The organism is Winogradskyella sp. SYSU M77433 (assembly GCF_029911945.1).
Taxonomy (GTDB): Bacteria; Bacteroidota; Bacteroidia; order Flavobacteriales; family Flavobacteriaceae; genus Winogradskyella.
On record NZ_JARYTG010000006.1, the window covers coordinates 115,735 to 139,715 of the forward strand.

27 protein-coding genes are annotated in these 23,981 nt (G+C 32.3%); 6 read left to right on the plus strand and 21 right to left on the minus strand.

Annotated elements, in window-relative coordinates; translation table 11 throughout:
- Positions 1 to 30 precede the first annotated feature (30 nt).
- The 15 genes from atpH to QGM60_RS13035 form a co-directional block, all read right to left on the minus strand.
- Positions 31 to 567 (minus strand): ATP synthase F1 subunit delta, encoded by a 537-nt coding sequence (gene atpH, locus QGM60_RS12965; protein ID WP_281140681.1) that lies wholly within the window; start codon positions 565 to 567, stop codon positions 31 to 33.
- Between the two features lie 6 nt (positions 568 to 573).
- Positions 574 to 1,074 (minus strand): F0F1 ATP synthase subunit B, encoded by a 501-nt coding sequence (locus tag QGM60_RS12970; protein WP_281140682.1) that lies wholly within the window; start codon positions 1,072 to 1,074, stop codon positions 574 to 576.
- Positions 1,075 to 1,175: 101 nt separating this feature from the next.
- A complete protein-coding gene (atpE, locus tag QGM60_RS12975; protein WP_013993139.1) occupies positions 1,176 to 1,364 on the minus strand; it encodes an ATP synthase F0 subunit C in 189 nt (62 codons plus the stop codon).
- 40 nt (positions 1,365 to 1,404) lie between these two features.
- Positions 1,405 to 2,583 carry a F0F1 ATP synthase subunit A gene (gene atpB / locus QGM60_RS12980; RefSeq protein WP_281140683.1) on the minus strand — a complete coding sequence of 393 codons (1,179 nt, stop codon included), beginning with the start codon at positions 2,581 to 2,583 and terminating at the stop codon, positions 1,405 to 1,407.
- A gap of 89 nt (positions 2,584 to 2,672) precedes the next feature.
- Entirely contained in the window at positions 2,673 to 3,065 is a 393-nt protein-coding gene (locus QGM60_RS12985; RefSeq protein WP_281140684.1) for a DUF6168 family protein, read from the minus strand.
- Complete coding sequence (locus tag QGM60_RS12990; RefSeq protein WP_281140685.1) at positions 3,058 to 3,306, minus strand: AtpZ/AtpI family protein; 249 nt, start codon at positions 3,304 to 3,306, stop codon at positions 3,058 to 3,060. The genes QGM60_RS12985 and QGM60_RS12990 overlap by 8 nt, the downstream gene beginning before the upstream one ends.
- The gene (locus QGM60_RS12995) at positions 3,260 to 3,691 is read right to left on the minus strand and encodes a polymer-forming cytoskeletal protein (protein ID WP_281140686.1); all 432 of its coding nucleotides are present in this window, start codon (positions 3,689 to 3,691) and stop codon (positions 3,260 to 3,262) included. Before QGM60_RS12995 ends, QGM60_RS12990 begins: the two co-directional genes overlap by 47 nt.
- Positions 3,692 to 3,711: 20 nt before the next feature.
- Positions 3,712 to 6,279, minus strand: coding sequence for a tetratricopeptide repeat protein (locus tag QGM60_RS13000; RefSeq protein WP_281140687.1), 2,568 nt, complete (start codon positions 6,277 to 6,279; stop codon positions 3,712 to 3,714).
- 189 nt (positions 6,280 to 6,468) lie between these two features.
- Positions 6,469 to 6,969, minus strand: a complete 501-nt coding sequence (locus tag QGM60_RS13005) for a hypothetical protein (RefSeq protein WP_281140688.1) — start codon at positions 6,967 to 6,969, stop codon at positions 6,469 to 6,471.
- A 3-nt stretch (positions 6,970 to 6,972) separates the two neighbouring features.
- Positions 6,973 to 7,692 (minus strand): ABC transporter ATP-binding protein, encoded by a 720-nt coding sequence (locus QGM60_RS13010; RefSeq protein ID WP_281140689.1) that lies wholly within the window; start codon positions 7,690 to 7,692, stop codon positions 6,973 to 6,975.
- Positions 7,693 to 7,708: 16 nt separating this feature from the next.
- Positions 7,709 to 9,187, minus strand: coding sequence for a DUF5687 family protein (locus QGM60_RS13015; RefSeq protein ID WP_281140690.1), 1,479 nt, complete (start codon positions 9,185 to 9,187; stop codon positions 7,709 to 7,711).
- A gap of 49 nt (positions 9,188 to 9,236) precedes the next feature.
- Positions 9,237 to 9,926, minus strand: a complete 690-nt coding sequence (locus QGM60_RS13020; RefSeq protein ID WP_281140691.1) for a hypothetical protein — start codon at positions 9,924 to 9,926, stop codon at positions 9,237 to 9,239.
- Entirely contained in the window at positions 9,926 to 10,564 is a 639-nt protein-coding gene (locus QGM60_RS13025) for a hypothetical protein (RefSeq protein WP_281140692.1), read from the minus strand. The genes QGM60_RS13020 and QGM60_RS13025 overlap by 1 nt, the downstream gene beginning before the upstream one ends.
- Positions 10,565 to 10,566: 2 nt before the next feature.
- Entirely contained in the window at positions 10,567 to 11,211 is a 645-nt protein-coding gene (locus QGM60_RS13030; RefSeq protein ID WP_281140693.1) for a hypothetical protein, read from the minus strand.
- 2 nt (positions 11,212 to 11,213) lie between these two features.
- Positions 11,214 to 11,546, minus strand: coding sequence for a PadR family transcriptional regulator (locus QGM60_RS13035; RefSeq protein WP_281140694.1), 333 nt, complete (start codon positions 11,544 to 11,546; stop codon positions 11,214 to 11,216).
- 113 nt (positions 11,547 to 11,659) lie between these two features.
- Here QGM60_RS13035 and QGM60_RS13040 point away from each other — a divergent pair, with 113 nt between their 5' ends.
- Positions 11,660 to 12,718 (plus strand): ferredoxin--NADP reductase, encoded by a 1,059-nt coding sequence (locus QGM60_RS13040; protein ID WP_281140695.1) that lies wholly within the window; start codon positions 11,660 to 11,662, stop codon positions 12,716 to 12,718.
- 32 nt (positions 12,719 to 12,750) lie between these two features.
- On the opposite strand, the gene QGM60_RS13045 is transcribed toward QGM60_RS13040, so the two are convergent.
- Entirely contained in the window at positions 12,751 to 13,785 is a 1,035-nt protein-coding gene (locus QGM60_RS13045) for a glycosyltransferase family 9 protein (protein WP_281140696.1), read from the minus strand.
- 99 nt (positions 13,786 to 13,884) lie between these two features.
- Positions 13,885 to 14,493: a DUF4254 domain-containing protein gene (locus tag QGM60_RS13050; protein ID WP_281140697.1), complete on the minus strand. Its 609-nt coding sequence runs from the start codon at positions 14,491 to 14,493 to the stop codon at positions 13,885 to 13,887.
- A gap of 74 nt (positions 14,494 to 14,567) precedes the next feature.
- On the opposite strand from QGM60_RS13050, the gene upp reads away from it, so the two are divergent.
- On the plus strand, positions 14,568 to 15,227 hold the full coding sequence (gene upp / locus QGM60_RS13055) for a uracil phosphoribosyltransferase (RefSeq protein ID WP_281140698.1): 660 nt from the start codon (positions 14,568 to 14,570) through the stop codon (positions 15,225 to 15,227).
- Here the strand turns inward: upp and QGM60_RS13060 are convergent.
- Positions 15,216 to 16,133, minus strand: a complete 918-nt coding sequence (locus tag QGM60_RS13060) for a DUF6427 family protein (protein ID WP_281140699.1) — start codon at positions 16,131 to 16,133, stop codon at positions 15,216 to 15,218. The two genes, upp and QGM60_RS13060, sit on opposite strands and share 12 nt — an antisense overlap.
- Before the next feature lie 41 nt (positions 16,134 to 16,174).
- On the opposite strand from QGM60_RS13060, the gene QGM60_RS13065 reads away from it, so the two are divergent.
- The gene (locus tag QGM60_RS13065; protein ID WP_281140700.1) at positions 16,175 to 16,402 is read left to right on the plus strand and encodes a uracil phosphoribosyltransferase; all 228 of its coding nucleotides are present in this window, start codon (positions 16,175 to 16,177) and stop codon (positions 16,400 to 16,402) included.
- Here the strand turns inward: QGM60_RS13065 and purD are convergent.
- Complete coding sequence (gene purD, locus QGM60_RS13070) at positions 16,397 to 17,668, minus strand: phosphoribosylamine--glycine ligase (protein WP_281140701.1); 1,272 nt, start codon at positions 17,666 to 17,668, stop codon at positions 16,397 to 16,399. The two genes, QGM60_RS13065 and purD, sit on opposite strands and share 6 nt — an antisense overlap.
- 84 nt (positions 17,669 to 17,752) lie before the next feature.
- On the opposite strand from purD, the gene QGM60_RS13075 reads away from it, so the two are divergent.
- The 3 genes from QGM60_RS13075 to QGM60_RS13085 are packed head-to-tail and all read left to right on the plus strand — an operon-like array spanning position 17,753 to position 21,326.
- Complete coding sequence (locus tag QGM60_RS13075) at positions 17,753 to 19,060, plus strand: phenylacetate--CoA ligase family protein (RefSeq protein WP_281140702.1); 1,308 nt, start codon at positions 17,753 to 17,755, stop codon at positions 19,058 to 19,060.
- A gap of 8 nt (positions 19,061 to 19,068) precedes the next feature.
- On the plus strand, positions 19,069 to 20,163 hold the full coding sequence (gene wecB / locus QGM60_RS13080; protein ID WP_281140703.1) for a UDP-N-acetylglucosamine 2-epimerase (non-hydrolyzing): 1,095 nt from the start codon (positions 19,069 to 19,071) through the stop codon (positions 20,161 to 20,163).
- A complete protein-coding gene (locus tag QGM60_RS13085) occupies positions 20,163 to 21,326 on the plus strand; it encodes a glycosyltransferase family 4 protein (protein ID WP_281140704.1) in 1,164 nt (387 codons plus the stop codon). Before wecB ends, QGM60_RS13085 begins: the two co-directional genes overlap by 1 nt.
- Here QGM60_RS13085 and QGM60_RS13090 read toward each other — a convergent pair.
- Positions 21,323 to 22,678, minus strand: coding sequence for an undecaprenyl-phosphate glucose phosphotransferase (locus tag QGM60_RS13090; RefSeq protein WP_281140705.1), 1,356 nt, complete (start codon positions 22,676 to 22,678; stop codon positions 21,323 to 21,325). The genes QGM60_RS13085 and QGM60_RS13090 overlap by 4 nt on opposite strands.
- Positions 22,679 to 22,775: 97 nt before the next feature.
- Positions 22,776 to 23,981, minus strand: coding sequence for a WcaI family glycosyltransferase (locus tag QGM60_RS13095; RefSeq protein ID WP_281140706.1), 1,206 nt, complete (start codon positions 23,979 to 23,981; stop codon positions 22,776 to 22,778).

Consider the following 23,981-nt stretch of genomic DNA (forward strand, 5'->3'; position numbering starts at 1 on the left):
ACTTCGACTACGCTCAGTGACCACATAAATTTAGTTTAATGTAAATTCTCTTTTTAACTTATTTAATTTGTCTGCGACACTAGCATTGTACTGCATATCGCCAACACGCAAAATGAAACCACCTAAGATGCTTTCATCAACTACGTTATTTACTTCAGCTTCTTTTCCTGTAAGTTCTTTTACTTTTGCTAATACTTTAGTTTTAAGATCTGCTGTTAAAGGTATTGCTGTAGTAACTGTTGCTACTTGCGTACCTTTCATTTCATCATAAAGGTGTGTATAACTAGTAGCTACATCACCAAGAATTGCCAATCTTTTATTTGAAATTAAAGTATCTATTAATTTTACTGTAGAATCATTTATGTTTTTAAAAACAGATGTTAATACAGCTTTTTTATCTGAAGATCTTACTACAGGACTTTGAAGCATTTGGTTTAAATCTTCACTTTCAGCTAATGTATTAGTGATTAACTTCATATCACTATTAATAGCATCAGCAGAGTTTTGATCTGTTGCTAGGTTTAAAACCGCTTTAGCATATCGTATTGCCGCTCTTGATCCTGACATGTATTCTTAGTTTAAAGTTGCTTCACCTAACATAGACTCAACCAATTGTATTTGCTTGTCTTTGTTAGATAATTCTCCACGTACTACTTTTTCAGCAATGTCTAATGATAATCCAGCAACATGACTTTTTAATTCTGCCATAGCTGCTTTCTTTTCACTTTCAATAGCCTCTTGTGCTTGAGCAATGATTTTACCTGCTTGTGCTTGCGCTTCTTCTTCAGCATCAGCAATCATCTTAGTCTTAAGCTCTCTAGCTTCTTTAAGCATAGTTTCGCGCTCTAATCTTGCTTCTTGCAATAACTTTTGGTTATCTGCTTGTAGGTTTTCCATTTCCTTTTTAGCATTCTCAGCAGCATCTAAAGCTCCTTGAATCCCTTCTTCTCTTTCGTTTAACGAATTAAGAATAGGTTTCCAAGCAAACTTCACCATTAAGAATATTAAAAGCAATAACAATATAGTTTGCACTACAAATAAGCCTGGTGAAAAATCGTTTAATAACTTATCCATTGTTGTATATAATTAAATAATGTCTTTCTTTTTTTAATTTAAAAACACGTCCTGCAACCAACCGTTACAGGATAGTGTTTTTGTAAATTTTGATCTGGTTCTTATTTTCCTAAGAATAAAGCACCAAATGCTAAACCTTCTAAAAGTGCAGCAATGATAATCATAGCTGTTTGGATTTTTCCTGTTGCTTCTGGTTGACGAGCAATACCTTCCATTGCTTTACCACCGATTTGACCAAGACCAATACCTGCTCCGATTACGATTAAACCCGCTCCAATTAAATTGTACATAGTAAATAAATTTATATAGTTAAATTAAAAAAACTCATCTTCAAATGAAATTCTCTCTTACGTCTTCCGCATCAGGAATTTCATGACCATTTTCATCATGTTCATGTTCATGGTCGTGCTCTGCTACAGCCATACCAATAAATAAAGCTGAAAGCATAGTAAATATATAAGCTTGTAAAAATGCTACAAGAACTTCGATTAATGTGATAAAAAATGACAACACTAAAGACAAGCCTGTTGCACCCGCTACAGTCAATGTATCTTTTAATGTAAACATAATCGCTATTAAACTCATTACTACAATATGACCTGCAGAAATGTTAGCAAACAAACGCACTAATAATGAGAATGGTTTAATTAAGAACGCACCTGCTAATTCTATAATAGCTAAAACAGGTCTGATTAAAACCGGCACGCCTGGCATCCATAACATGTGCATCCAGTAATCTTTATTTCCACTTACTGTATATATAACTAAAGTAAAGATAGCTAAACATGCTGTTACCGCTAACTGACCTGTAACATTAAAACCAAAAGGAGTAAGACCCATTAAGTTTAATATCCAGATAAAAAAGAATACCGTTAATAAATATCCCGTAAACTTTCTGTAATGCTTATCACCAATATTTGGTCTTGCTATTTCGTCTCTAACATAAATTACCAATGGCTCTAAAACACGTCCGAAACCTGTAGGTATTTGCTTGTTTTTGTATTGTTTTGCCAATCTAGAAAACCAGAACAACATCAATAAGCCAACTAACAATACACCAACAACACTTTTAGTAATTGAAAAATCTAAAACTTTGTGAGCGTTTTTCGCATGGTGATCTTCATCAAAACTTACAGCGGAAGCTCCTGATTCTAATTCGTATATTTTACTGTGGATTTTCGCAAATTTTTGACCACCTTTTTCAACGATTACGTGACCATCGTCATTATGGTGAAATTCAGAAGACATAAAAGTTACTAGACCTTCTGATGTCCAAAGAATAACTGGAAGTGGGAATCCAAAATGTTTTCTTTCACCTTCGTCATTAGTGTAAGAAAAAAGTGTAAAGTCGTGAGAGTCTTGAATATGGTGTAAAATATACTCTTCTACTTCCTTTTTTGTACTTACTTGACCTTCACCTTCGTTAGAAGATTTAGCGTAAATAGATGTTGACAAGAACACTAAAACTACAAGTGTTATAAATTTAAAACTTTGTTGAAATATCTTCATTGTTATAAAATCAAAAAAACCACTCTTTTCAAATTCCGTGCAAAAGTACGCATTTTATTAAAATAACAATGCCTTTTTTATCTTATTATTCATGTGACTTTTTTATTAATGATTTTAACGACAAAAAACACCTCTAATCCTAGAAATGAGAGCAATGGAATTAGCAGGTTTAATCGCTCTGCCATATTTAAATCACCTAAATTGAAAACGGAATCTTTAAAGGCAAAATAAAATAGCGCACCTTTAATAAATAGTGTGGGTAAATAGATAAATCCTAGCTGCGGTTGAAGGTTTTTTATTTGTGAAAACAACTTAAAATGTACACAAATGATTAGTGAGGCAACGGCAAAAAACAAGTTGGTATCCCAAGTTTTGTATCTTAACAGAATTTCCGAATTGTTGAGCATTGCTTCTTGGGAAAACTGAACTATTAAAAACAAAATCCCAAAAAAAACAGTGTAGACCAATAGAGATTTAATCATCGTCTTTAGACACTTTTATGACTTGGGAAATTACTAAATACATCGAAATAAATACTGAAATAAGTGTTACTGTAGACTCCCAAAAATCTTTATCATATTTTTCATCTAACCATTGCCCTAAATAATTTCCAAGAAAAATGGTGCCTCCCATTTGAAAAGCTACAGAAGTAAATCTTAGAAACTTATTGGGCTTGTTATTTGGCTTGGGCTTGGGCTGCTTGTTCTGATTTGGCTGACTCACTAGATAATGATTTAACGGTGCCTTTCATACTACAGGTGGCATTAAATGTTGCTCCTGGTTCAACAGCAAGTTTAGTGATATGTACTTCACCTTCAATGTGTGCGGTAGACTTTAGTGAAAGTGTACCTGACAAGATTAATTTTCCTGAAAACTTACCTTCAAAATCTGCGTTTTCTCCTTGAAGTGTTCCTTTTATAAAACCAGATTTACCAACAACTATCTTTCCAGAGGTTTTTACATTACCTTCAACAGTGCCATCGATTCTAAATGGTCCTTGGCTTGCTATATCACCTACTATTTTTGTGCCTTGTGCTATTATGTTCTGTTGTGTACTTGTTTCCATAATTGATAGTTTGTTTTGTTTTTTTTTGTCTGGAGAAAACATGATAATTCTTTTGTTTTAAATTACTGTAATTTCAAATAAGCATTTAAATTTTTATGTCGTTGAATAATAGCATAATTCGTTGAGGAAATAGCAAAATACGGTTTTGTTATTTTTGGTTTTACTTTTCTTCCTCTTTTGTCCTTTTCTTCGGATTGAAGTATTTGCGCAAAGCCATTGGCACCTTCAATACTCTTAAGACCATGAACTACTACAAATGTAGTATTTTCATCATAAATATCCTTAGATGTTGTTAGGTCAAAATAATCAACTTTGGCAACTTCTTCGTCTAAGATCTTAATAAATTTATCAATATCTTCGTCTGTATTGTTATCAAATTGATATATCACATTAAATTTTTGAGCTTTATCATCTGCTAAAAACTCTTTCTTAGCCAATACCGGAATTGCATCCTGCAACAGCTCTTGTGCTTTTTTACCTTCTTCGGTATTTGGATATGTCAGTGCTATGTAGTTTACACCTTCTTTGTAAGCTTCAAACCCATATAATCTTCCTTTTGCTGATGCCTTTAAGATTTCAAACTTGGCAACGATATCATCACCTTCAAATCGTTTTATTTGCTTTTCGGCTTCTGTAATAACCTCAGCGTATTGCTCATTTTCAAATTGCGCATAGAGTTTTTCATAAATAGCCTCTGGACTATTTTCGTCTTTTGAAAGTTCGGACTGCGGATTCAGTAAAATCTCTGCGTAACGTGATTCCGGATAATTTTTAATAATATCTTCCTTTACGGTTTGAGCCGCTCTGTCTAAGCCTAATTCAGAATAAATTTGATATAAGTTATATTTAGACGGTAAAATTAATCGGGCTTCAGGCTTGTTTATTAAAAGTGTTTCTAGCTTGTCTTTTGCTAATTCATACTCTCTAAACTTCTCTTTATAGATAATACCTAGTTGGTAATACGCATAATTTCTTTCTTTTACAATGCTATCTATTTCGCTTTGCTTAGTTGGTAAAGATGCCAAATAGGTTTGGGCATTGAACTTTGGATCTTCTTCTGAAGACACCGTTTCTTCACCTAATTGCGCGCTTGTAACCTCAATATCTTCACGCTGATTTGAAAGCCTCCAATTATCTTGAAGCTTTCGATCTCCCCAAAGTTTAACAAACTCATTTTTACCGTAAGCCACTGTTGTTGGGTTGTAGAAATAAAAATTACTACCACCTGGTGGTGTATTAGATTTTGTTTGCCTAATATCAGTAAGCGATTTAGAATTTGCTAAATCTCTATTATTAACTGTATTGTTAGTCGCAGTGCTATTATTTTGTCTCTTGAGATCCTCTTCTTTTTTAGCGGCTTCTTCCTCTGCTTTTAACTTTAAGCTCTGAGCATATTTTGTGTAAATTTCTAATTGCTCAGCTTCAGGAAGGCTAATGATATTTAGTATGCTATCATTAGTTTGTGCTATACCTTCATAATAAATAACATCCTCAAGATTTTCTCTTTTTCGTTTTATGATTCGGTATGGCTTTGTGTTTTTTACCATAGCCGTCATTGTACTATCATAATAGTCGCCTGCAGTTTTGTAAATATTATGATCAAAATACATATTACCTAAAGTTTCATAATTGAGAGACTTTAGATATTTGTCTGCTGTTGTTTTTCTTAGTGATTTGTTATAATACACTTCAGCCAAACTATCAGAAGTATTAATACGATGATATTCTGCTATTCTAAAATAAATTTTATCTAAAAAAGGTCTGTTTTCTCTGTTTTCTTCAAGTTCAGTTAGGTATTCTTCAAACTCAGTCACATCACCTGTAGACGTATCGAAATTTAATGAACGCTCAATATGCGCATTGATATAATACGATCGTGGAATCTGACGATGCATTTCAATAATGGCATCGAATTCTACATTGGCACTATCTTTTTGTCCGAATTGATTAAAAAGCTGACCTCTTATGTAATGGTATCGTGCTTTTTCGTTTTTTACTTTAGTATAATTGGCTGCAATACCCAATTGCGTTATGGCACTATCTGGATGTTTTAAGTTGAGATAAGCTTGAGCCATTGCTGCTGTAGCATCTGCCAAATCCTGATCTTCTAATTCTTCCTCTTCAAGTAAACGCTTTAACTTTTTTAGAGCACCAACATTGTTATCTAAACGGATGCTAGACTTCTCTCGCCAAATTTTTACTTTGTTGATTTTATCACTTGTAGGATATTTATTTAAGATGTTGTTGAAAGCTGCTAGAGCTGGCACAAATCGTTGATCGAAATAACGTGCTTTTCCTAAGAGGAGATAGGCTTCATCTATTTGAGGATTTTTCTCTTTACCATCGATATTCATGCCGTGTTTTTGAATGGCTTTTATCGCTTTTTCTTCGGCACGTTCAAAGTCGGCATTTTTAGTTTCACCTGGCAGAAAAACATCTTCCTGAATACTCATGCGCTCAACAGGAAGTAACTCCCAAAAGTTTTCGGAAAACTCGTCGTTAATAGCTGCTTTACCTCGATCTAAAGCAATATTACCATTGTAAAGAATGTTGTATTCTGTACCTAAGGCATGAAAATTTCTATTGATAAATGTATCCTTTTTACGAGAACAACTATGCAAGATTAGCATACAGCTGCCAAGGCTTAACAAGATTTTATAATAGGTTTTCAACGCTGGTTCTATTTGGTTAATAGATAACTAAAATATTATGATTTTAGTGTGTTTGCGGTAAAAATAAACATCTTTTTGATTTCTAGAGATAATTTCGTGGTTTTTCGAGGACTGAAATGGCGCTAAAAAGTATATATAAGAAATTCACTACATAATGCGAGAAAGGATTGTGGAAACTGCAACAGCTATAAAAACTCCAACAAAAAACGCTAACTTGTTTTTTAATGCTGAACCTTGTAAATGAGCATACAATACCAGTAAAATCTCTAACTCATCAACCTTTTTATCTAAAACATCGATAACATAATTTTTTTTGTCAAAAATGATATCCTCATTATTGATTTTGACAAGTGTTTTGTTTTGATTATCTACAAGTTTAGTACCACCTTTATAGCTAGAAATTCCTTTTATTTTATGTCCAGACCCTGAAATTTCAATTGCTCCAAAATTAGACTTTTGATTCAAGTTAACTTTAACCTTGTCGTTTTCTAAAACAACTGAAGCTAACTTGTCTCTTTTTATGTTATAGATCCTATCATTAATGAAAATTTCAGTTTCAATAAAATTGTCATCTATTTTTATTTGTCCAACCAAGGTTTGGTCATCACTATATAGATTGTAAAAATTGTCTTCTAATCTAGCTATCATAATTTATTCTTCTTCCTGAGATATCATACCGCTTGAGAAATGTGCTTCAAGCTCTTTTAGAGTCGCAGGATTTGTTTCTAAATCTTTAACAATATTACCTTTTTCTAGTACTACAATACGTTCGCAAACGTCAGTAACATGCAATAAATCGTGACTAGACACCAATACCGTAACGCCTCGTTTCTCTGCTAAATCTTTTATAATTTGCTTTAAACGGATTTGAGTCGTAGGATCTAAATTAGCAAAAGGTTCATCCAAAATAATGACTTCAGGATTCCCTATCAATGCAGCAACTATTCCTGCTTTCTTTTGGTTACCTTTACTTAAGTCTCTAAGGTATTTTTTCTTCCCAAGAATTTCACCATTAAAGAAATCTTCGAACTGAGACGTTAAAGCATCTACATCGGCTTTGTTCTGTCCTCGTAATTCACCTATAAAATAGAAATACTCTTCAGCCGTTAAGTAGCCAATTAAGAAACTTTCGTCTATAAATGCGGATGTAAAAGGTTTCCAGTCTTCGCTTTCATTAACCTTTATCTCATTACTTTTTATAAAGCCTGTAGATGGTTGAATAAGGTCTAATAACAAGCTGAAATAGGTTGTTTTTCCGGCTCCGTTATTGCCTACCAAACCAAAACTTTGACCTTTTGGTATGGATAATTCTTCAATGTTTAGAACTGTAGTTCCGTTATATGTTTTTGAAAGGTTATTTGTGTATATCATGATGTTGGTTGTGTTATTAATTGTCTTGACTAAAGGCACTAATCATTTTGTATTTTGAATCTAAATAGCGTTTTGTTATCGTTTTCATTAGTTTTTTGTGTAAAACGATTCCCAAAACACCAAGTATTATTAAGGCTGCGATACCTGCCTCAAATCCGAGTAACCAGTTAATTAACGCAAATATTAGCATTGGCAAAATCATAAGTGGTAGACCTATAATCCATTGTACGGCTCCTGTACCTTGATAATTGAATGCTGCACGCTGATTGAGGTCTATTTTCTTTCGGTTGAATGAACCTCCAAAAAGCATGACGTGTGAGTTAACACCAATATTGTAAATGGCTGCAGCAAAATGCGCTATCAATATCTTCCAACCAAAGTAAACATAAGGAATACTTAGTAAAAACATAATCCCAACACTGAGTACCATTAGTACAAATTTAGAACGTAAGTATTGTTCGTATTTAATATTTTGACTCATCAATAACTTGTAATAACCACTATCCCAAGCTGGAATAAACTGCCCAAAGTTGATAAGAAAAATTCCCGTTACAAAAATCCCTATAAAAGGAAAAAGCCAAACCATTTCTTTATACATAGGTTGAGGATAAAAGAACAAACCATAAAGTAAGCCTATAACCATTATGAATACAGAAGATTTAGTACGCTTATTTCTCCAAATGAGTTTTAAATCTAATTGCATAAATGGCGCAATATTTCCAAATCGTTTTGTCCAAGATAAATCAGCAGCCTTAACTTCTGCAACCTTTGATTTCAATGAGCTATCTAGGAAAAGTTTTTCTCTTAAAATCTTGAAATTATAGACATATAATAAAGCTAAAATTACCAATGGAATTAATATTAACACTGGACTATTAGCAATACCTATTAATGCACCACCAATGAGGGATGTCATTGACACAAATTCAAAATAATTGAGACCATAAAGCAATCCTACAACTAGTATTAAGGGTAAAAAAGATAATTCTGTTTTAGCAGAAAGTGCCTCAATAATGAAGTTTAAAAAGTTATTTATGAATACCAGAATAATCATTGTCAGCATCCATGTTAATACCATTGATGTTGAAAATCCGTCACCAATAAGCATAACACTAAATGGGATTATTGCAAACAATGGTAAGAAGTTGAAAAACGATAGCGCAGACTTTCCTAGAACATAGTGGACTACTGTTGATCGTTTAATAGGCAACGTCAGTAGAGGTTTTACACTCATTACGGGCAACTTTTGAAAAAAGAAACGCAGGAGTAAATCCAGAATAATCCAGAAAAAAAGAAATCCATTAGCCACGACAAAAGGATCTTGATCTGGGAAAGTCTCTTTTAAAAGGAACAAAAGACCAAAACCTATAAATGAAAATATCACAATAAAATACAGCGCTAAAAACACCATTAAAATGTTTAATGCCATACTTTTCTGCCAATAAGATGAGCGGAAATACTGTTTCCACTCTAAGTTGATAAACTGTTTTATCATAGTATATTTGGTTGGTTTTATATGTTAAGTAACTAAAATACTGTTTTTGTTACAAAGAAAACTCTGGATAGGTTTCATTTAACAAATCTTCAGCCTTATTAGGAATAAGCTCAAAGCTGATGTAATTAAGTAATAATAGTATTGTATAGACTACGGAAAGACCTATTATAGCGTAAATATTCATTGAGAACTCGTCCGAAACAACTAAAGTATGATGTACCTGAGACAACACAATTAAAGAGGTTACACCTGCCTGTTTAAAAATCAACTCTTCAAGCATCCATTTTTTATTGGATATTTTTTTTCGTCTTACAAACTGTCTATTGAGTCTAACGTTTTTATAAATAGTCCAAACAGCTATAATTCCATAAAAAACTGCAGAAAGCACTCCTGCTATTTTAGATGAGAAGGAAACATAAAAAATTAGAAACAAAACTATGGTTGCTAATATCTGAGGAATTTCAAACCATTTTTTCAACTCTTTCCAAAGGTAACTCCTGTAACGTTTGTTCATGGCTTTAGACTTTTGCTCAATGGCTTCCATAAAACCAAAAATCCCAAACTTTTTAAAGGCTTTGTCTCTGGCGTCTTCAAAACTTAACTTAGGCTCGTCTTGCCACATCGTCTCAATATCATTAGCCAAGTGATCAACTAACTCTGTTTGTAAATCGTAATGTTCTACAAAATGCTTTCTTGTAAAAGCATAAAGGTCTTCTATTTGAGATTCGGTTAGTTTCACTACAGTAGATGTTTTAATTTTAAAGCTTTATTAAAAGCATATATATAAACCTTATAACCAGCTGTCATCATTAGCAAATAAAATGTCATAATTAGGGGTAACAATAGATTCAAATATTCTTTTGGCAATAACTCTAACGGTAGATTGATCATTATTAAACCAAAAGAAAAATAGAAAAGACCATATTGCATATTTACGGATCTGCCCAGCTTTTTTCTCCATGCTTTTGCAGATTCATAAATGAGAATTAAAATAGGTGCAGCTAACACTATTAAAGATATTGTTTCCGATACTTCTGAAAAAACAACCGTTACTCTGCTAAAAATCAAATAAAATAACACAAAACCTATTAGAGATTTTGGTTGCTTTACCAAGTTTACCATTTCTGTAAAATGCTTTTTTCTATATAACTTGTTGGTAGATTTCCAACTTTGAACATTAATCTCTTTAAGATTTTTATACCAATTAGCATTTATAAGACTTTGTCTAAATACAGTTTGAAAATCTGCTGAACCAGAATAGTTTTCCATATCAGAAACTAAATGGTCAACCATTTCTAATCGTACATCCCAAAATTTTATTCCTTCGTTTTTCAGGTAATTATCTACGTGTTGTATTTGTTCCTTTGTTATTTTCATATTTAGACTAAACTCTTAAATCTATTTTGAAACTCATAAATCATCTTTTTACTAACTATTGTCATGGCAATTAAAAGAGTAAGTGCAAAACTCGTCATTACATAAAGTACGAAGCTTGTATTTGTACTTTTTAAGCCTGCTACATTCCAACATAAATGAAATAAATTAAACGACATAGCATATATTAATCCAAGCCGCTCTAGGGCAGAAAATCGTCTTAAATTAGATCGTTTTACTTTTATGTAGTAATAAATGCCAAAAATTACAAAACCAATTAATGGTAAAGCGGCAAGCCAACTTCTAAAATTATTTATACCAAATATTTTATTTACATTTTGAAACAGTATATACAAAGCAAAAAAAGTAAGTATACAAGGCCAGTTGAATAACTCATGAAATATACTTTTTGTTAAACGTCTATCTGTGTCTTTAATAAATGATTTATTATTATTCAATAAACTGTTTTTATTATCAACCATATAGTCTTTAAAAATAAAATAGAAATCCCTTTTATCTCCATTTTCCATCTTTGTTTCTATAACTGAGGCTATATGATCTAGCATTTCCATTCGAATATCAATGTGGATGATATTAGAGTTTTCAAGATATGTATCTATAAACTTTATGTTTTCTTTAGTTAGCTTCATCTTTAAGCCAATTTAGGGTTTACCAAAGTTTGCATGGTCTTTATATATTCGGCTAATTCTTCAAGTTTATTAGCAGTTTCTTTGGTGCCGTTTTCTGTGAGTTTATAATATTTGCGCAAACGGTTATCAACCTTAGCAACCTCAACATCCAACAGTCCTTGGGCTTCTAACTTATGTAAAGCAGGATATAATGCTCCTTCAGTAATTTTTAGCTCTCCTTTAGTGAGCTCTTTTACCTTTTGGGTTATTTCATAACCGTACATTTTATCGTGCTCATTTAACAACTTTAAAATGATGGTATTTAAACTCCCCTTATATAATTTTGAATTACTCATAACAACACAAATATACATAATTTTCTTATGCATAAGTTTTTTAGGTATTATTTTAATCTTAATTTCTCGTGCTATGCCACACTCCTTCCTTATTTTTGCAGAAAATATTAGTAATGGCACAATTTCATACCCTAAAGATAAAATCCGTAGAAAAAGTTACCGATCATGCTGTAGCGATATCTTTTGAAATTCCTGAATCTTTAAAAGCTAATTTTGCTTTCAACGCAGGACAATATATTACCTTAAAAACTACAATTAATGGCGAAGAAATTCGTCGAGACTACTCTATTTGCGCGTCAAAAAACAGTGGTGATTTAACCGTTGCTGTAAAATCGGTTGATGGTGGTACATTTTCGGTTTTTGCCAATACACAACTAAAAGCTGGAGACACTATTGAAGTAGCTGAGCCTAACGGCCGTTTTGTATTTGAGCCTAATGAAGCAAAATCTAGAACTGTTGCTGCTTTTGCTGCTGGTAGTGGTATTACTCCTGTTCTAAGCATTGCTAAAACACTTCTTGAAGAAGAGCCCTTCAGTAATTTTATTTTAATTTACGGGAACAAATCTTCTAAAGACACTATGTTTTTTAAGGATTTGGTAGAAATGCAAGCACAATACGGCAATCGCTTACATGTTCATTTTATATACAGTCAATCTCGTGAGGAAGGAGCTCTTTTAGGCCGAATTGAAAGAAGTACGGTAAATCTTATGGTGAAAAATAAATACAAAGAAGTCACTATTGATGCGTTTTACATTTGTGGACCAGAAGCTATGATTCATACAGTAAAGGATACTTTAGTTGAAAACAACATTAAGGAAAAATCCATTTTCTTCGAGTTGTTTACAGTTCCTGATGCACCAGAAGAAGAAAATAATGTTGAAGGTTTAACAGGAAACACCAAAGTTAAAGTCTTGGTAGATGATGAAGAGTTTGAATTTGAAATGTCTAAAGAACAATCTATTCTTGAAGCGACTTTAAAACAAGATATTGATGCACCATACTCTTGCCAAGGTGGTATTTGCAGTAGCTGTATTGCTCGCCTAACTGAGGGTGAAGCTAAAATGAGACAAAACAATATTCTTACGGATAATGAAGTTGCAGAAGGCTTGGTATTAACTTGCCAGGCGCATCCTACAACAGCTACGGTTACTGTGGACTATGATGATGTGTAATTTAGAAGCTTAGATTTTAGACCTGTAAAATATTAGATTCCTGCCTTTGTAGGAATTACAGACTTTACTTTTGAAACAATAGTCTCAACAGCAATACTTCCTGCTGCGTTTTCGTAGGCTTCAGGATATTTATTGCCGTAAATAGATGTAGGGATTTTAGGATATTGGCTTCTATCTGCTGTAAGTTGAAAATCTTCAGGTTGATTAAACGGCACAAAACCAGCAAAAGGATGGGTAACTCCCCAAATCGTAATTACTTTTACACCAAACATTGCAGCTAAATGTCCATTCCCAGAATCCATAGCAAGCATCAATTTTAAATTTGAAATTAACGCTAATTCATCTTCAAAATTTAGCTTTCCTGCAACAGAAACTACATTATCATATTTCGCTTCAAAGGCATTAAGCACTTCTATTTCTTGTTCTCCTCCACCAAATAAGATAACCTTATAATCTATAGATAATTCCGAAATAACCATTTCCATGTTCTCTAGTGGATACATTTTACTACTATGTGCAGCAAATGGTGCAATACCTACTAAAGTTTCATTGCTGTTAATACCTAAATCTAAAACTGCTTTGCTTAAAGGTTTTGCTTTTGGAAATTTTGGCTGTGATAAATCGACTGGAAACCCTAATGCTTTAAACACATCTGCATAGCGTTGATGCGTGGTTTTTAGTTGTTTTACCACTTCACCTGAAACTAAAGCTTTTTTCTCTGCTCTACCTTTATCAATCTGGATTACTTTTTTCCCGAAGAAAAACAGTTTCAAAATTTTACTTCGTAAAACGTTGTGTAAATCTGCAATAACATCAAAGCCTAACGTTCTAAGTTCTTTTGATAGTTTATAAAGCCCTAAAACGCCTTTGTGTTTGCCTTTTAAATCAGCCACATAAACCTCAACATTTGGAATACCTTCAAAAAAAGGTTTAAAAAACGCTCTGGTAACAACGGTTACTTTTACTTGTGGATGTTGTAATGTTAATGCACGCAATACAGGCACTGTCATAGCAACGTCTCCCATTGCCGAAAATCTTATGACGAGTATGTGAGTGGGTTTTTGCATAAAAAACTGTCACACTGAGCGCAGTCGAAGTGCTTTTTAAGTTAGAAGTATACTTTGGTATCGACTGCGCTCAGACTGACAATTCTCTCTTTAATGAATTTATTTTTGTCCTCTTAAAACAGGATTAAGCTCATCGTCATTGTACATTTTCATTTGTTTGTAAACTTTCATGTACTTATCTCCGTTCGCTATATCAGTTAATAAATCGTCAATTGCAGTGCTCAAATCTGTACGTTGCTCTAGTAAAACGTCTAATTTCATTTGGCAAGCTGCTTTATGATCTTCGGTAGCATCTTCTCTCACAGTTTCTAAATGCATGTGATAGATTTTTAATGCCAAAATAGATAGTCTGTCTATAGCCCAAGCAGGACTTTCTGAGTTAATTTTAGCATCTGCTTTTACAGCAACATCTTTGTATTTGTCTAAGAAGTAGCTATCAATATATTCAACTGTATCGGTTCTGTCTTGGTTAGAAGCATCAATCATACGCTTTAATTTTAATGCCGCAACAGGATCGATATTTGGGTCTCTAATAATGTCTTCATAAGCCCACTGTACTGTATCTATCCAACATTTTCTGTATAACAAATGAGCAATTACATCTTCATTTTTATCATACTTATTTGTAAAAGGTTGTTCTACCGTATTTAAAACTTTATAGGTTTTAATAACATCTTGAAATATACTGTTTGCTTTATCTGAAAACATATCGAATTATTTAGTTTGAATATGCAAATATACTTTGAATTATTAACTTAGCCATTCAAGAAAAACACATCATTATGCAAATTCATAACCTTTCTGAAACGCCTTCAATTTTAAATACTTTTATGTCTGAAATTAGAGATGTGAGCATTCAAAATGACCGCATGCGCTTCAGACGAAATATTGAACGTATTGGTGAAGTTTTAGGTTATGAATTAAGCAAATCGCTTTATTTTGAAAAACATCAAACAGAAACACCTCTCGGAAATCACAACACTACTTTGTATAAAAATGACATTGTGTTATGTTCTATTTTAAGAGCTGGTGTCCCTTTACATAATGGCTTATTGAACTATTTTGATGCAGCAGAAAACGCATTCATTTCAGCTTACAGACATCATAAACACAATCCTGAAAGTTTTGAAATCATTGTTGAATATTTAGCCTGTCCAAGTTTAGAAGGCAAAACCTTAATTCTTGCGGACCCTATGTTGGCAACTGGACAATCTATGGTAGCAACTTACGAAGCACTTAAACCTTTTGGCACTCCAAAAGATATACATTTGGTAAGTGTTATTGGCGCACAGGAAGGTGTGGATTTTGTATCTAATCACTTTAATGAAGATGCACACTTATGGATAGCAGATGTAGATCAAAAGCTTAACGAAAAAGGTTACATTGTTCCTGGTTTAGGAGATGCTGGCGATTTAGCTTTTGGAAACAAACTACAACAATAAGGTTAGTAATGGCGTAATAATAAGTAAGGCTACAAACACTTCTTTAAACCAACGTTCTGAAATAACTTCAACATAGTTTGCCATCATTATAGAAAATGGCACAAACAAGAATATAAATTCGCTACCATTTTTTTCGGGAGCAATGATAGCCACCAAAACTGCAATAATGGAAGCCCAAGCTATTATAAAATACGTAGGTTTTAGCTTCTTGTTTTTATCTGGAATAATCCTAAAGAAATAAACCAATATCCAAATATGTAGCGTTGCTAAAACCGTTAGTTTAATGATACTCGATTTTGTGTTGTAAGGTGTTAAGTCTAAACTTGAAAAACGATTAAAATCATCAGGTTTAAAGAAGGTATCGTGAAATAAAATATTGAAGGCTACAAAAAGTATTAAAATCGTTAAAAGGCCTACGAAAGGAATAATTACATTTTTTAAATCATTCTGCGAATAATAAATCAATGCTACAATTACAAGTGCAAAAAACAGAATTGACCAAAAGTAAAACAGTGTTGCTAAACCTATCCAAAAAGCAGCATCAAAAAGTTTTTTCTTTATGTCTATTTTAGAGTGTAAGTTTATAAGTCTTCTTAAAGCAAAAAGATTAAACAAACCCGCAAATAATAGATCTGAATACCTCATAGCTCCTGGAAACATAAAAAAAAGTAATCCAAGAACCATTATAGCATAGCTATTGTTTTGGGTAAGCTTATTTTTAGAGACTATAAAATCTAATAAGAAAATTAAAAAGAGTACAACTCCTAGTTTAGAGAGCATAGATAAAGCGCTACTAAAGTCATAAAACAGCTGATTATAGTAGGTAGTCACAAAAACAAAAATGACCAGAACCGCAACTATAATAAAGTTTATAGGTTTAGATTTACTAAAAATGCTTGTAATCATTAACTCTTTTTGTATTTTTGCTTCGTAAATTTATAAAAGTTATGAAGGATTTCTTTTACGCAATACGAGATTTATTTGTTGATGTCTTATTTGCTCCATTAGATGCTCTAAGAAAATTAGAGTTAGAAAGCTGGTTTGGTGCCAACTTTATGTCTTGGATTTTTATGGCCGTAGGCTTTGTAGCATTCGTTTATTGGATGCTTCAGTTAAAAAAATACAACGACAACAACGAAGAAGACAAAAGCATATCTTCTCACTCGTATTTATAAGTCGAAACCGATATCTTTACGATAATACATCTTATCAAAATGTAGTTTTTCTATACTTTGGTAAGATTTTTTTATGGCCTCTTGGTACGTTTCACCATACGATGTAATTGCCAATACACGTCCACCAGAAGTTACAACTTTATCATCTTGAAACTTTGCTCCTGCATGAAAAACTATTGAATCTTCGATGGTTTCAATCCCTGTAATTTCTTTACCTTTTTCATAAGCTTCTGGATAACCACCAGATACCATAACAATAGTTGTTGCTGCTCTATTATCAATTTCTATATCGATACTAGAAAGCGTTTGATTACCCATGGCTTTAAAAATCTGAACCATATCCGTTTTCAATCGTGGCAAAACCGCTTCAGTTTCAGGATCTCCCATTCGTACATTATATTCAATAACTTTTGGGTCATCTCCTACTTTTATTAAGCCAATAAAAATAAATCCTACATAAGGTAGATTATCTTTTTGTAAACCTTCTACCGTAGGTTTTACAATCTGATTTTCAATTTTATTAAAAAAATCTTCTGTAGCAAATGGTACTGGAGACACAGCTCCCATTCCACCTGTATTTAAGCCTGTATCTCCTTCTCCTATTCGTTTATAATCTTTTGCCGTTGGTAAAATCTTATAGTCTTTTCCATCTGTAAGTACAAAACAACTCAACTCAATACCATCTAAGAATTCTTCAATAACCACTTTGGTACTTGCGTTACCAAATTTGGCATCGACAAGCATATTTTTTAATTCGGTTTTAGCTTCTTCTAGGTCGTTTAAAATTAAAACCCCTTTTCCTGCTGCTAATCCATCAGCTTTTAAAACGTAAGGTGCGTTTAAGGTTTCTAAAAATTTATAACCATCTTCAACATTATCTTTAGTAAAACTTTGATAAGCTGCAGTAGGAATGTTGTGACGCATCATAAATTCTTTGGCAAACTCTTTACTACCCTCTAACTCAGCAGCTGCTTTTTGCGGTCCAATAACTACAACATTCTTAAGTGCTTCGTCTTGCAAAAAGAAATCATGAACTCCCTGTACTAAAGGATCTTCTGGACCAACAACAACTATTTCTATATTGTTTTGAATTACCGCTTCTTTAATAGCCTCAAAATTGGTTACTGAAATATCTAAGTTAGTAGCAATAGCTTGAGTACCAGAATTTCCTGGCGCAACAAATAGGTTTTTGCAGTGATTACTTTGTGCAATTTTCCATGCAAATGTATGTTCTCTTCCTCCAGATCCTAAAACTAAAATATTCATGATTATGTTTTGTTTGGGCAAAAATAATTGGTTTTGACCTTAAAAAACAATTAATTTACGGAAACCTTAATCGTAAAACACACATTGCGACTTTTTGATTTTTCATTAAAGTTTAATGGCTTTGAAATAGACAAAGCAAAAGAAGCGTTGTCTAAAATTCAATCACAGTCTGATGAAGATTTTATTAGCTATATCGAAAATCAGAAAAAAAGGATTGTGTCTTACCATTTAGAGCATAATGCTTTCTATAAAAACTTCGGAAAATCAATAGATATAAATAATTGGGAATCAGTTCCGGTTATGACCAAACGCCATTTACAGCAACCTCTTGAAAAGCGTCTTTCGGATAATTATACTGCTAAAAATGTATATGTAAACAAAACCTCTGGTAGCTCGGGTGACCCTTTTATTTTTGCAAAAAATAAATGGTGCCATGCATTAACTTGGGCTGAAATAATGAATCGTTTTGGTTGGTTTGGTATAGATTTCAACACTTCTAAACAGGCTAGGTTTTACGGTATCCCTCTGGATAAAAAGGGGTATTACAAAGAGCGTTTAAAGGATTGGTTTGGCAACAGGTATCGGTTTTCAGTTTTTGATTTAAGTGACAGAGCTTTTGAAAACGTACTATCAAAATTCAAATCAACTAACTTTGATTATATCAATGGTTACACAAGTTCTATTGTACAATTTGCAAAATTTTTAAAACGGAAAAATGTTGTTTTAAAAACAATCTGCCAAAGTCTGAAAGTTTGTGTTGTAACTTCAGAAATGTTATTTGATGAAGACAAAATACTTTTAGAAACGCAATTTGGAGTGCCAGTAGTGAATGAATATGGCGCTTCTGAACTTGATTTAATTGCTTTTCAAAATCCAAAAGACCAATGGCAAGTAAACAATGATACTTTGTTTGTTGAAATTTTAGATGAAAACAATACCGTGTTGCCAAACGGTAAAGAAGGTCGAATTGTTATTACATCACTTTACAATAAAGCGCATCCTTTTATTCGCTATGACTTGGGAGATGTAGGCATCCTATCCGAACAAAGCACACCAAATAAACCAATCTTAAAAAAATTAATTGGCAGGACCAATGATATTGCTGTTTTACCGAGTGGTAAAACTGCGGCCGGACTAACATTCTACTACATTACCAAAAGTGTTATTGAAAATGATGGCAATGTGTCTGAGTTTGTTGTTGAGCAAAAGACAATAGATACTTTTGAGATATCTTACGTGAGTAATAATGCCCTTTCTGAGGAAAGGCAAAAGTTTATTACAAAAGAAATGGAGCGTTATTTAGAGTCTGGTATAAAGGTTATCTTTAATCGCGTAAACAAATTGAACAGATCAAAATCTGGAAAGCTAAAGCAGTTTTCGTCAAAACTTTAAAACAAATTATGCAAATAACTATAGTAGCAGGTGCACGACCAAATTTTATAAAGATTGCACCTATTATTAAAGAAATTGAAAAGAAAAAAAATGAAGGTTATGATTTAAACTATCGTTTGGTGCATACTGGCCAACATTACGATAAAAAGTTAAGTGCTACATTTTTTGATGAATTATCTATACCAGATCCAAATGTAAATCTTAACGTTGGAAGCGGAACTCAAGCCGAGCAAACTGCAGCAATAATGATTGGCTTTGAAAAAGAACTTCAGGCATTTCCTACTGACTTGGTAATTGTTGTTGGCGATGTTACCTCAACAATGGCTTGTTCTATCGTAGCAAAGAAGCTACATATTAAGGTCGCACATGTAGAAGCTGGTATACGCTCTGGTGACTTAAAAATGCCCGAAGAAATCAATAGAATGGTAACCGATAGTATAACCGATTATTTCTTTACCACGTCTAAACTGGCCAATAATAATTTAATGCAATTAGGCATTAATGAAAAACAAATCTTCTTTGTAGGAAATGTAATGATAGATACGCTTTTGAGCAAAGAAAAAGACTTTAGACAACCTAAAGCTTGGCAAGAGCTAAATTTAAAATCTAAAGATTATTTTGTTTTAACATTACATAGACCAAGCAACGTTGATGAAGAGTCTCATTTCAAAAATATGCTAAATGAAATTATTACCTCCAGCAGAAATAAACCCATTATTTTTCCCGTACACCCAAGAACTAAAAAAATATTAGATACTCTTGACATTAACTTTGAAAATCTTCATTTTGTAGAGCCTCTAAGCTATCTTGAGTTTAACTATCTGGTAAAACATGCCTTTGCAGTTTTAACCGATTCTGGTGGTATTACAGAAGAAGCTACTATGCTAAATGTGCCATGTATGACTTTTAGAAACTCAACCGAAAGGCCAGAAACTTGTGACATCGGTACCAATGTTTTAGTAGGTTCTTCAATTGAAAAAATTAAAAAATCTTTTGAAAAACTATTTGATGGTAACTGGAAAAAGGGTGCTTATCCAGAATTATGGGATGGAAAAGCTTCGGAAAGAATAATAGAAGAAATTATAAAAATTTATAATTTGTAATGGAGAAACTCACCATTATTACAAGTTACTATCCTCCTGAAATTGGTGCTGCTTCAAATAGAATTCACCATCTTGCTAATGCTTTAAAAGATGAGTATGATGTCTCTGTCATTACGCCTTTGCCAAATTACCCTACAGGTAAAATATTTTCTGAATACAAAGGCAGATTCAGCAACACCTCTCATGAAGATGGTGTAAATGTTATTAGATTATGGTTATACGCTAGTAAATCTAAGAATAAGTTTTTACGCCTTTTTGCTATGCTTTCCTATAGCCTAAGCCTTAGTTGGTACTTTTTATGGCATAAGCTTCCTAATAGAGTTTTAGTACAATCTCCACCTCTACTTGTAGCCTTTACATGTATGCTTTTATTACGTTCAAAAAGAAGAAAACTTATTTTAAACGTTAGTGATTTATGGCCAAGCGCAGGATTTGAGCTAGGTGCACTCAAAAAAAATTTCAGCTATCGATTACTTCAAAAACTTGAAAAATTTAATTACAAATCTGCAGACTTAATTTTAGGACAAAGCAATGAGATTTTAGGCCACGTTAAAACTATAACAACTAAACCAGACTTGTTTCTATATAGGAATTTCCCTGATATCATTCCGCCAAAATTGGAAGATTCAGAAAAAAAGGAAGGTGATACATTAAAAATTGTTTATGCGGGATTATTGGGTTTTGCTCAGGGTATTTTGGAGCTCTGTAAAAAGTTAAACTATGAAAACATTGAGCTTCATATATACGGTTCAGGAGCAGAAGAAGAGCAAATTGTTACATATATTGAGCAGAATAAAGATTTACCCATATATTTCTATGGCAGAGTGGATAGAAAAGATCTACACATGGTATTATTACAATATGATATAACCATCATTCCTTTACTTAACAGAATTTATGGATCTGTTCCTTCCAAAATTTTTGAATATGCAAAACTGGGGCTTCCTATGCTTTATTTTGGTGGTGGTGAAGGTGAGAATATAATTAACAATTACAATCTTGGGTGGGTGGCTCAAGCTGGAAATTATTCTGATTTAAATAGTGTTTTGACTAAAATCAAAATAACTGATTTAAATACTGAAAGAAAAAGAGAGATTCAAAAGACAGCTTTTAAAAATTTTGATTTTAGAGCACAAATTGAAAAATTATTAGAGATTCTCTAGTAAGCTTTATCCTCTCCTTTAACTGCATTTATAAATGTTTGTGCGATTATTTTTAAATCTAAAAGTAGTGACCAATTTTCTATATAAAATATGTCTAACTTTACTCTTCCTATAATGTCTTTATCTGTTTCCACTTCTCCTCTGTAACCACTAACTTGTGCTAAGCCCGTAATTCCTGGTTTAACAAAATGTCTAACCATAAACTTATCTATTTTTTTAGCATACATGTGGGTATGACTAACCATATGAGGTCTAGGACCTACAACAGACATATCTCCAAACAAAACATTAAAAAATTGAGGTAGCTCATCAATACTTGTTTTTCTAAGAAATTTACCAATTTTAGTAATACGGTGATCTCCTCTTGTTACTTGATATAGGTCTGCATCTTTGTTTGGAGTCATTGACCTAAATTTGTAACAATCGAACTCTTTATAATTAAAACCATTTCGAGATTGCTTAAAAAAAACTGGCCCTTTTGATTCTAGCTTTATTAATATTGCTATAATAGGAGTTAACCAAGACAAAACAAAAATAATTATAAAGCTTGAAAACAAAATGTCAAAACTTCGTTTTATAATCATATTCACAGAGTCTTCTAAAGGTATTGTGCGTAAAGTTAAAACAGGAATGTAATCATAGTACTCGTAACGTAGTTTCTTGGAATAAATCTCTTTACTATCTGGAATAAACTTTAGTATTTTCAGGTTGTTGTCAGCAAAATCAACTATATCTGCAATTTGGGCATTTGTTAATTCGGAAATGGAACAGTAAATTTCATCAATTCCTTCTTGTAGGATATAGTTAAAAGCCTGAACAAGGGAGTCTTCTTTTTCTTTGAAATTAAATGTCTTCTTATATGAATATCCGTACTCTGGATTTTCATTAAAAAAGCTTTTTAACGCAATAGTCTTTTTATTCACACCAAATATTACGGTGTTTCTATAGTTACCACCAAATGAAATTCTATAGCGCTGCAATAGATAATACACCATAAACTTGAATATACTTATTAGAATAAAACTCGCTATTGTATATTTTACAATTGGTTTCGGGTAAATTTTTAACTCGTGGTATAGTCCAGAAAAGGCAAAAATAAACAGCAGAAATAGGATTGCTTGTCTAAAAACAAGCGATAGAATATCAACTGGTCTTGTATATCTATATACTTCATAAAATTTAGAATAGATAGATATAAGCATCCAACCCAACGATATAAAAACAACAAACACCAAAGAATTTGTTTTTTCTAAAAGATATAATACCGCTAAGGTGTTTATAATACTTAAGTCAATTATGTATGAAATAGGCCGTAAATAGCCAGAATATCTTCCCTGTTTAAATAAGCTCAAGTATGAATAATTTATTTATGTAGTTGACTTAAAAATTTCTCATAAATTTAAACAAAAATAAGAAGAAGTTTAAAAACACATAGTTTTAAACAAGTGTTTATAATTGCTTCAACTTGTCTAACATTCTATTTAGAATTTTAGTCTTAGAGAAATTTTCTATCACAAACTCTCGAGCTAGATTACCGTTCATTTCCAAACGCTCCTTATCAGACAGAAGTAATTCTAAGTCATGAACAACATCTTTTGAATACTCTGAAAAAAACAAACCTCCTTTTGAGGCCATAATAATCGACTTAACTTCTGATTTATTATTACCTATTATTATTGATGGTTTTGTACTAGCTATCATACCTAATACTTTAGATGGCATTACCGTATCTACAACTTCTGTCTTTTGAAATAAAACGTGTATGTCTGTACTGCATAACAAATCAGACAGCTCATTAAAAGGTACAGGATTATAATATTTAATATTTTTAAAATTTTCTGTTTTTTGTAATAGCCAATCTTTTTTTGAGCCATTTCCAACAATTATTACATCATATTTTTCAGGATTAATATCATTACAGAATTTTAAAAAAGCATCCCAATCCTGCTTATCTCCAATATTTCCAGAGTATAAAATCTTAATTTTTCTTGAATTTAGATATCTATGAATACTCGACTGTTTTGGGTCAATTGCTTTCTCATCAATCCAATTCGGTAAAAAATATGCTTTTGATTCTGTTTTCTTTTTTAATCTTTCCATCATACTATAGCTAATAGTACTTGCTAAGTTTGCTTTGGAAAGCAACCATTTTTCAATAGAAAATAGTGAAGAAAATATTATATTCTTTTTTTCACTAACTCCAGTTTGCAAAGCTGCATCAAACTCAAAGTCTTGTATGTGAACCCACAATTTGGCATTGAATTTTTTTTTAAGAATATATCCTAGAAAAATTGAAGATGTAAAAGGAACAACTGATATTACTAAATCACAATTCTTTATTTTCAAAATATTTATAAAAGAACCAAAAGTGAAATCTATTAAATGTATAACCCTCTTTAGAAAAGTGGGTTTTTTAGGCACGTATTGTTTATATCTTAATATAGTATTACCGTTCAATTCCTCTTTTAAGAACGTTTTTTTGTCTTTATAAGTCTTAGAAATTTCCCACTTTGGATAATAAGGAAATGCCGTTACTACTGTAACCTCATATCCTACACTTTTTAAATATTCAGCCCATTGAGTAGAGTACAACCCTATTGCTGTATCTTCAGGTGCATAATTTAACCCTATGAAAGTTATATTAGTAATTTTCAT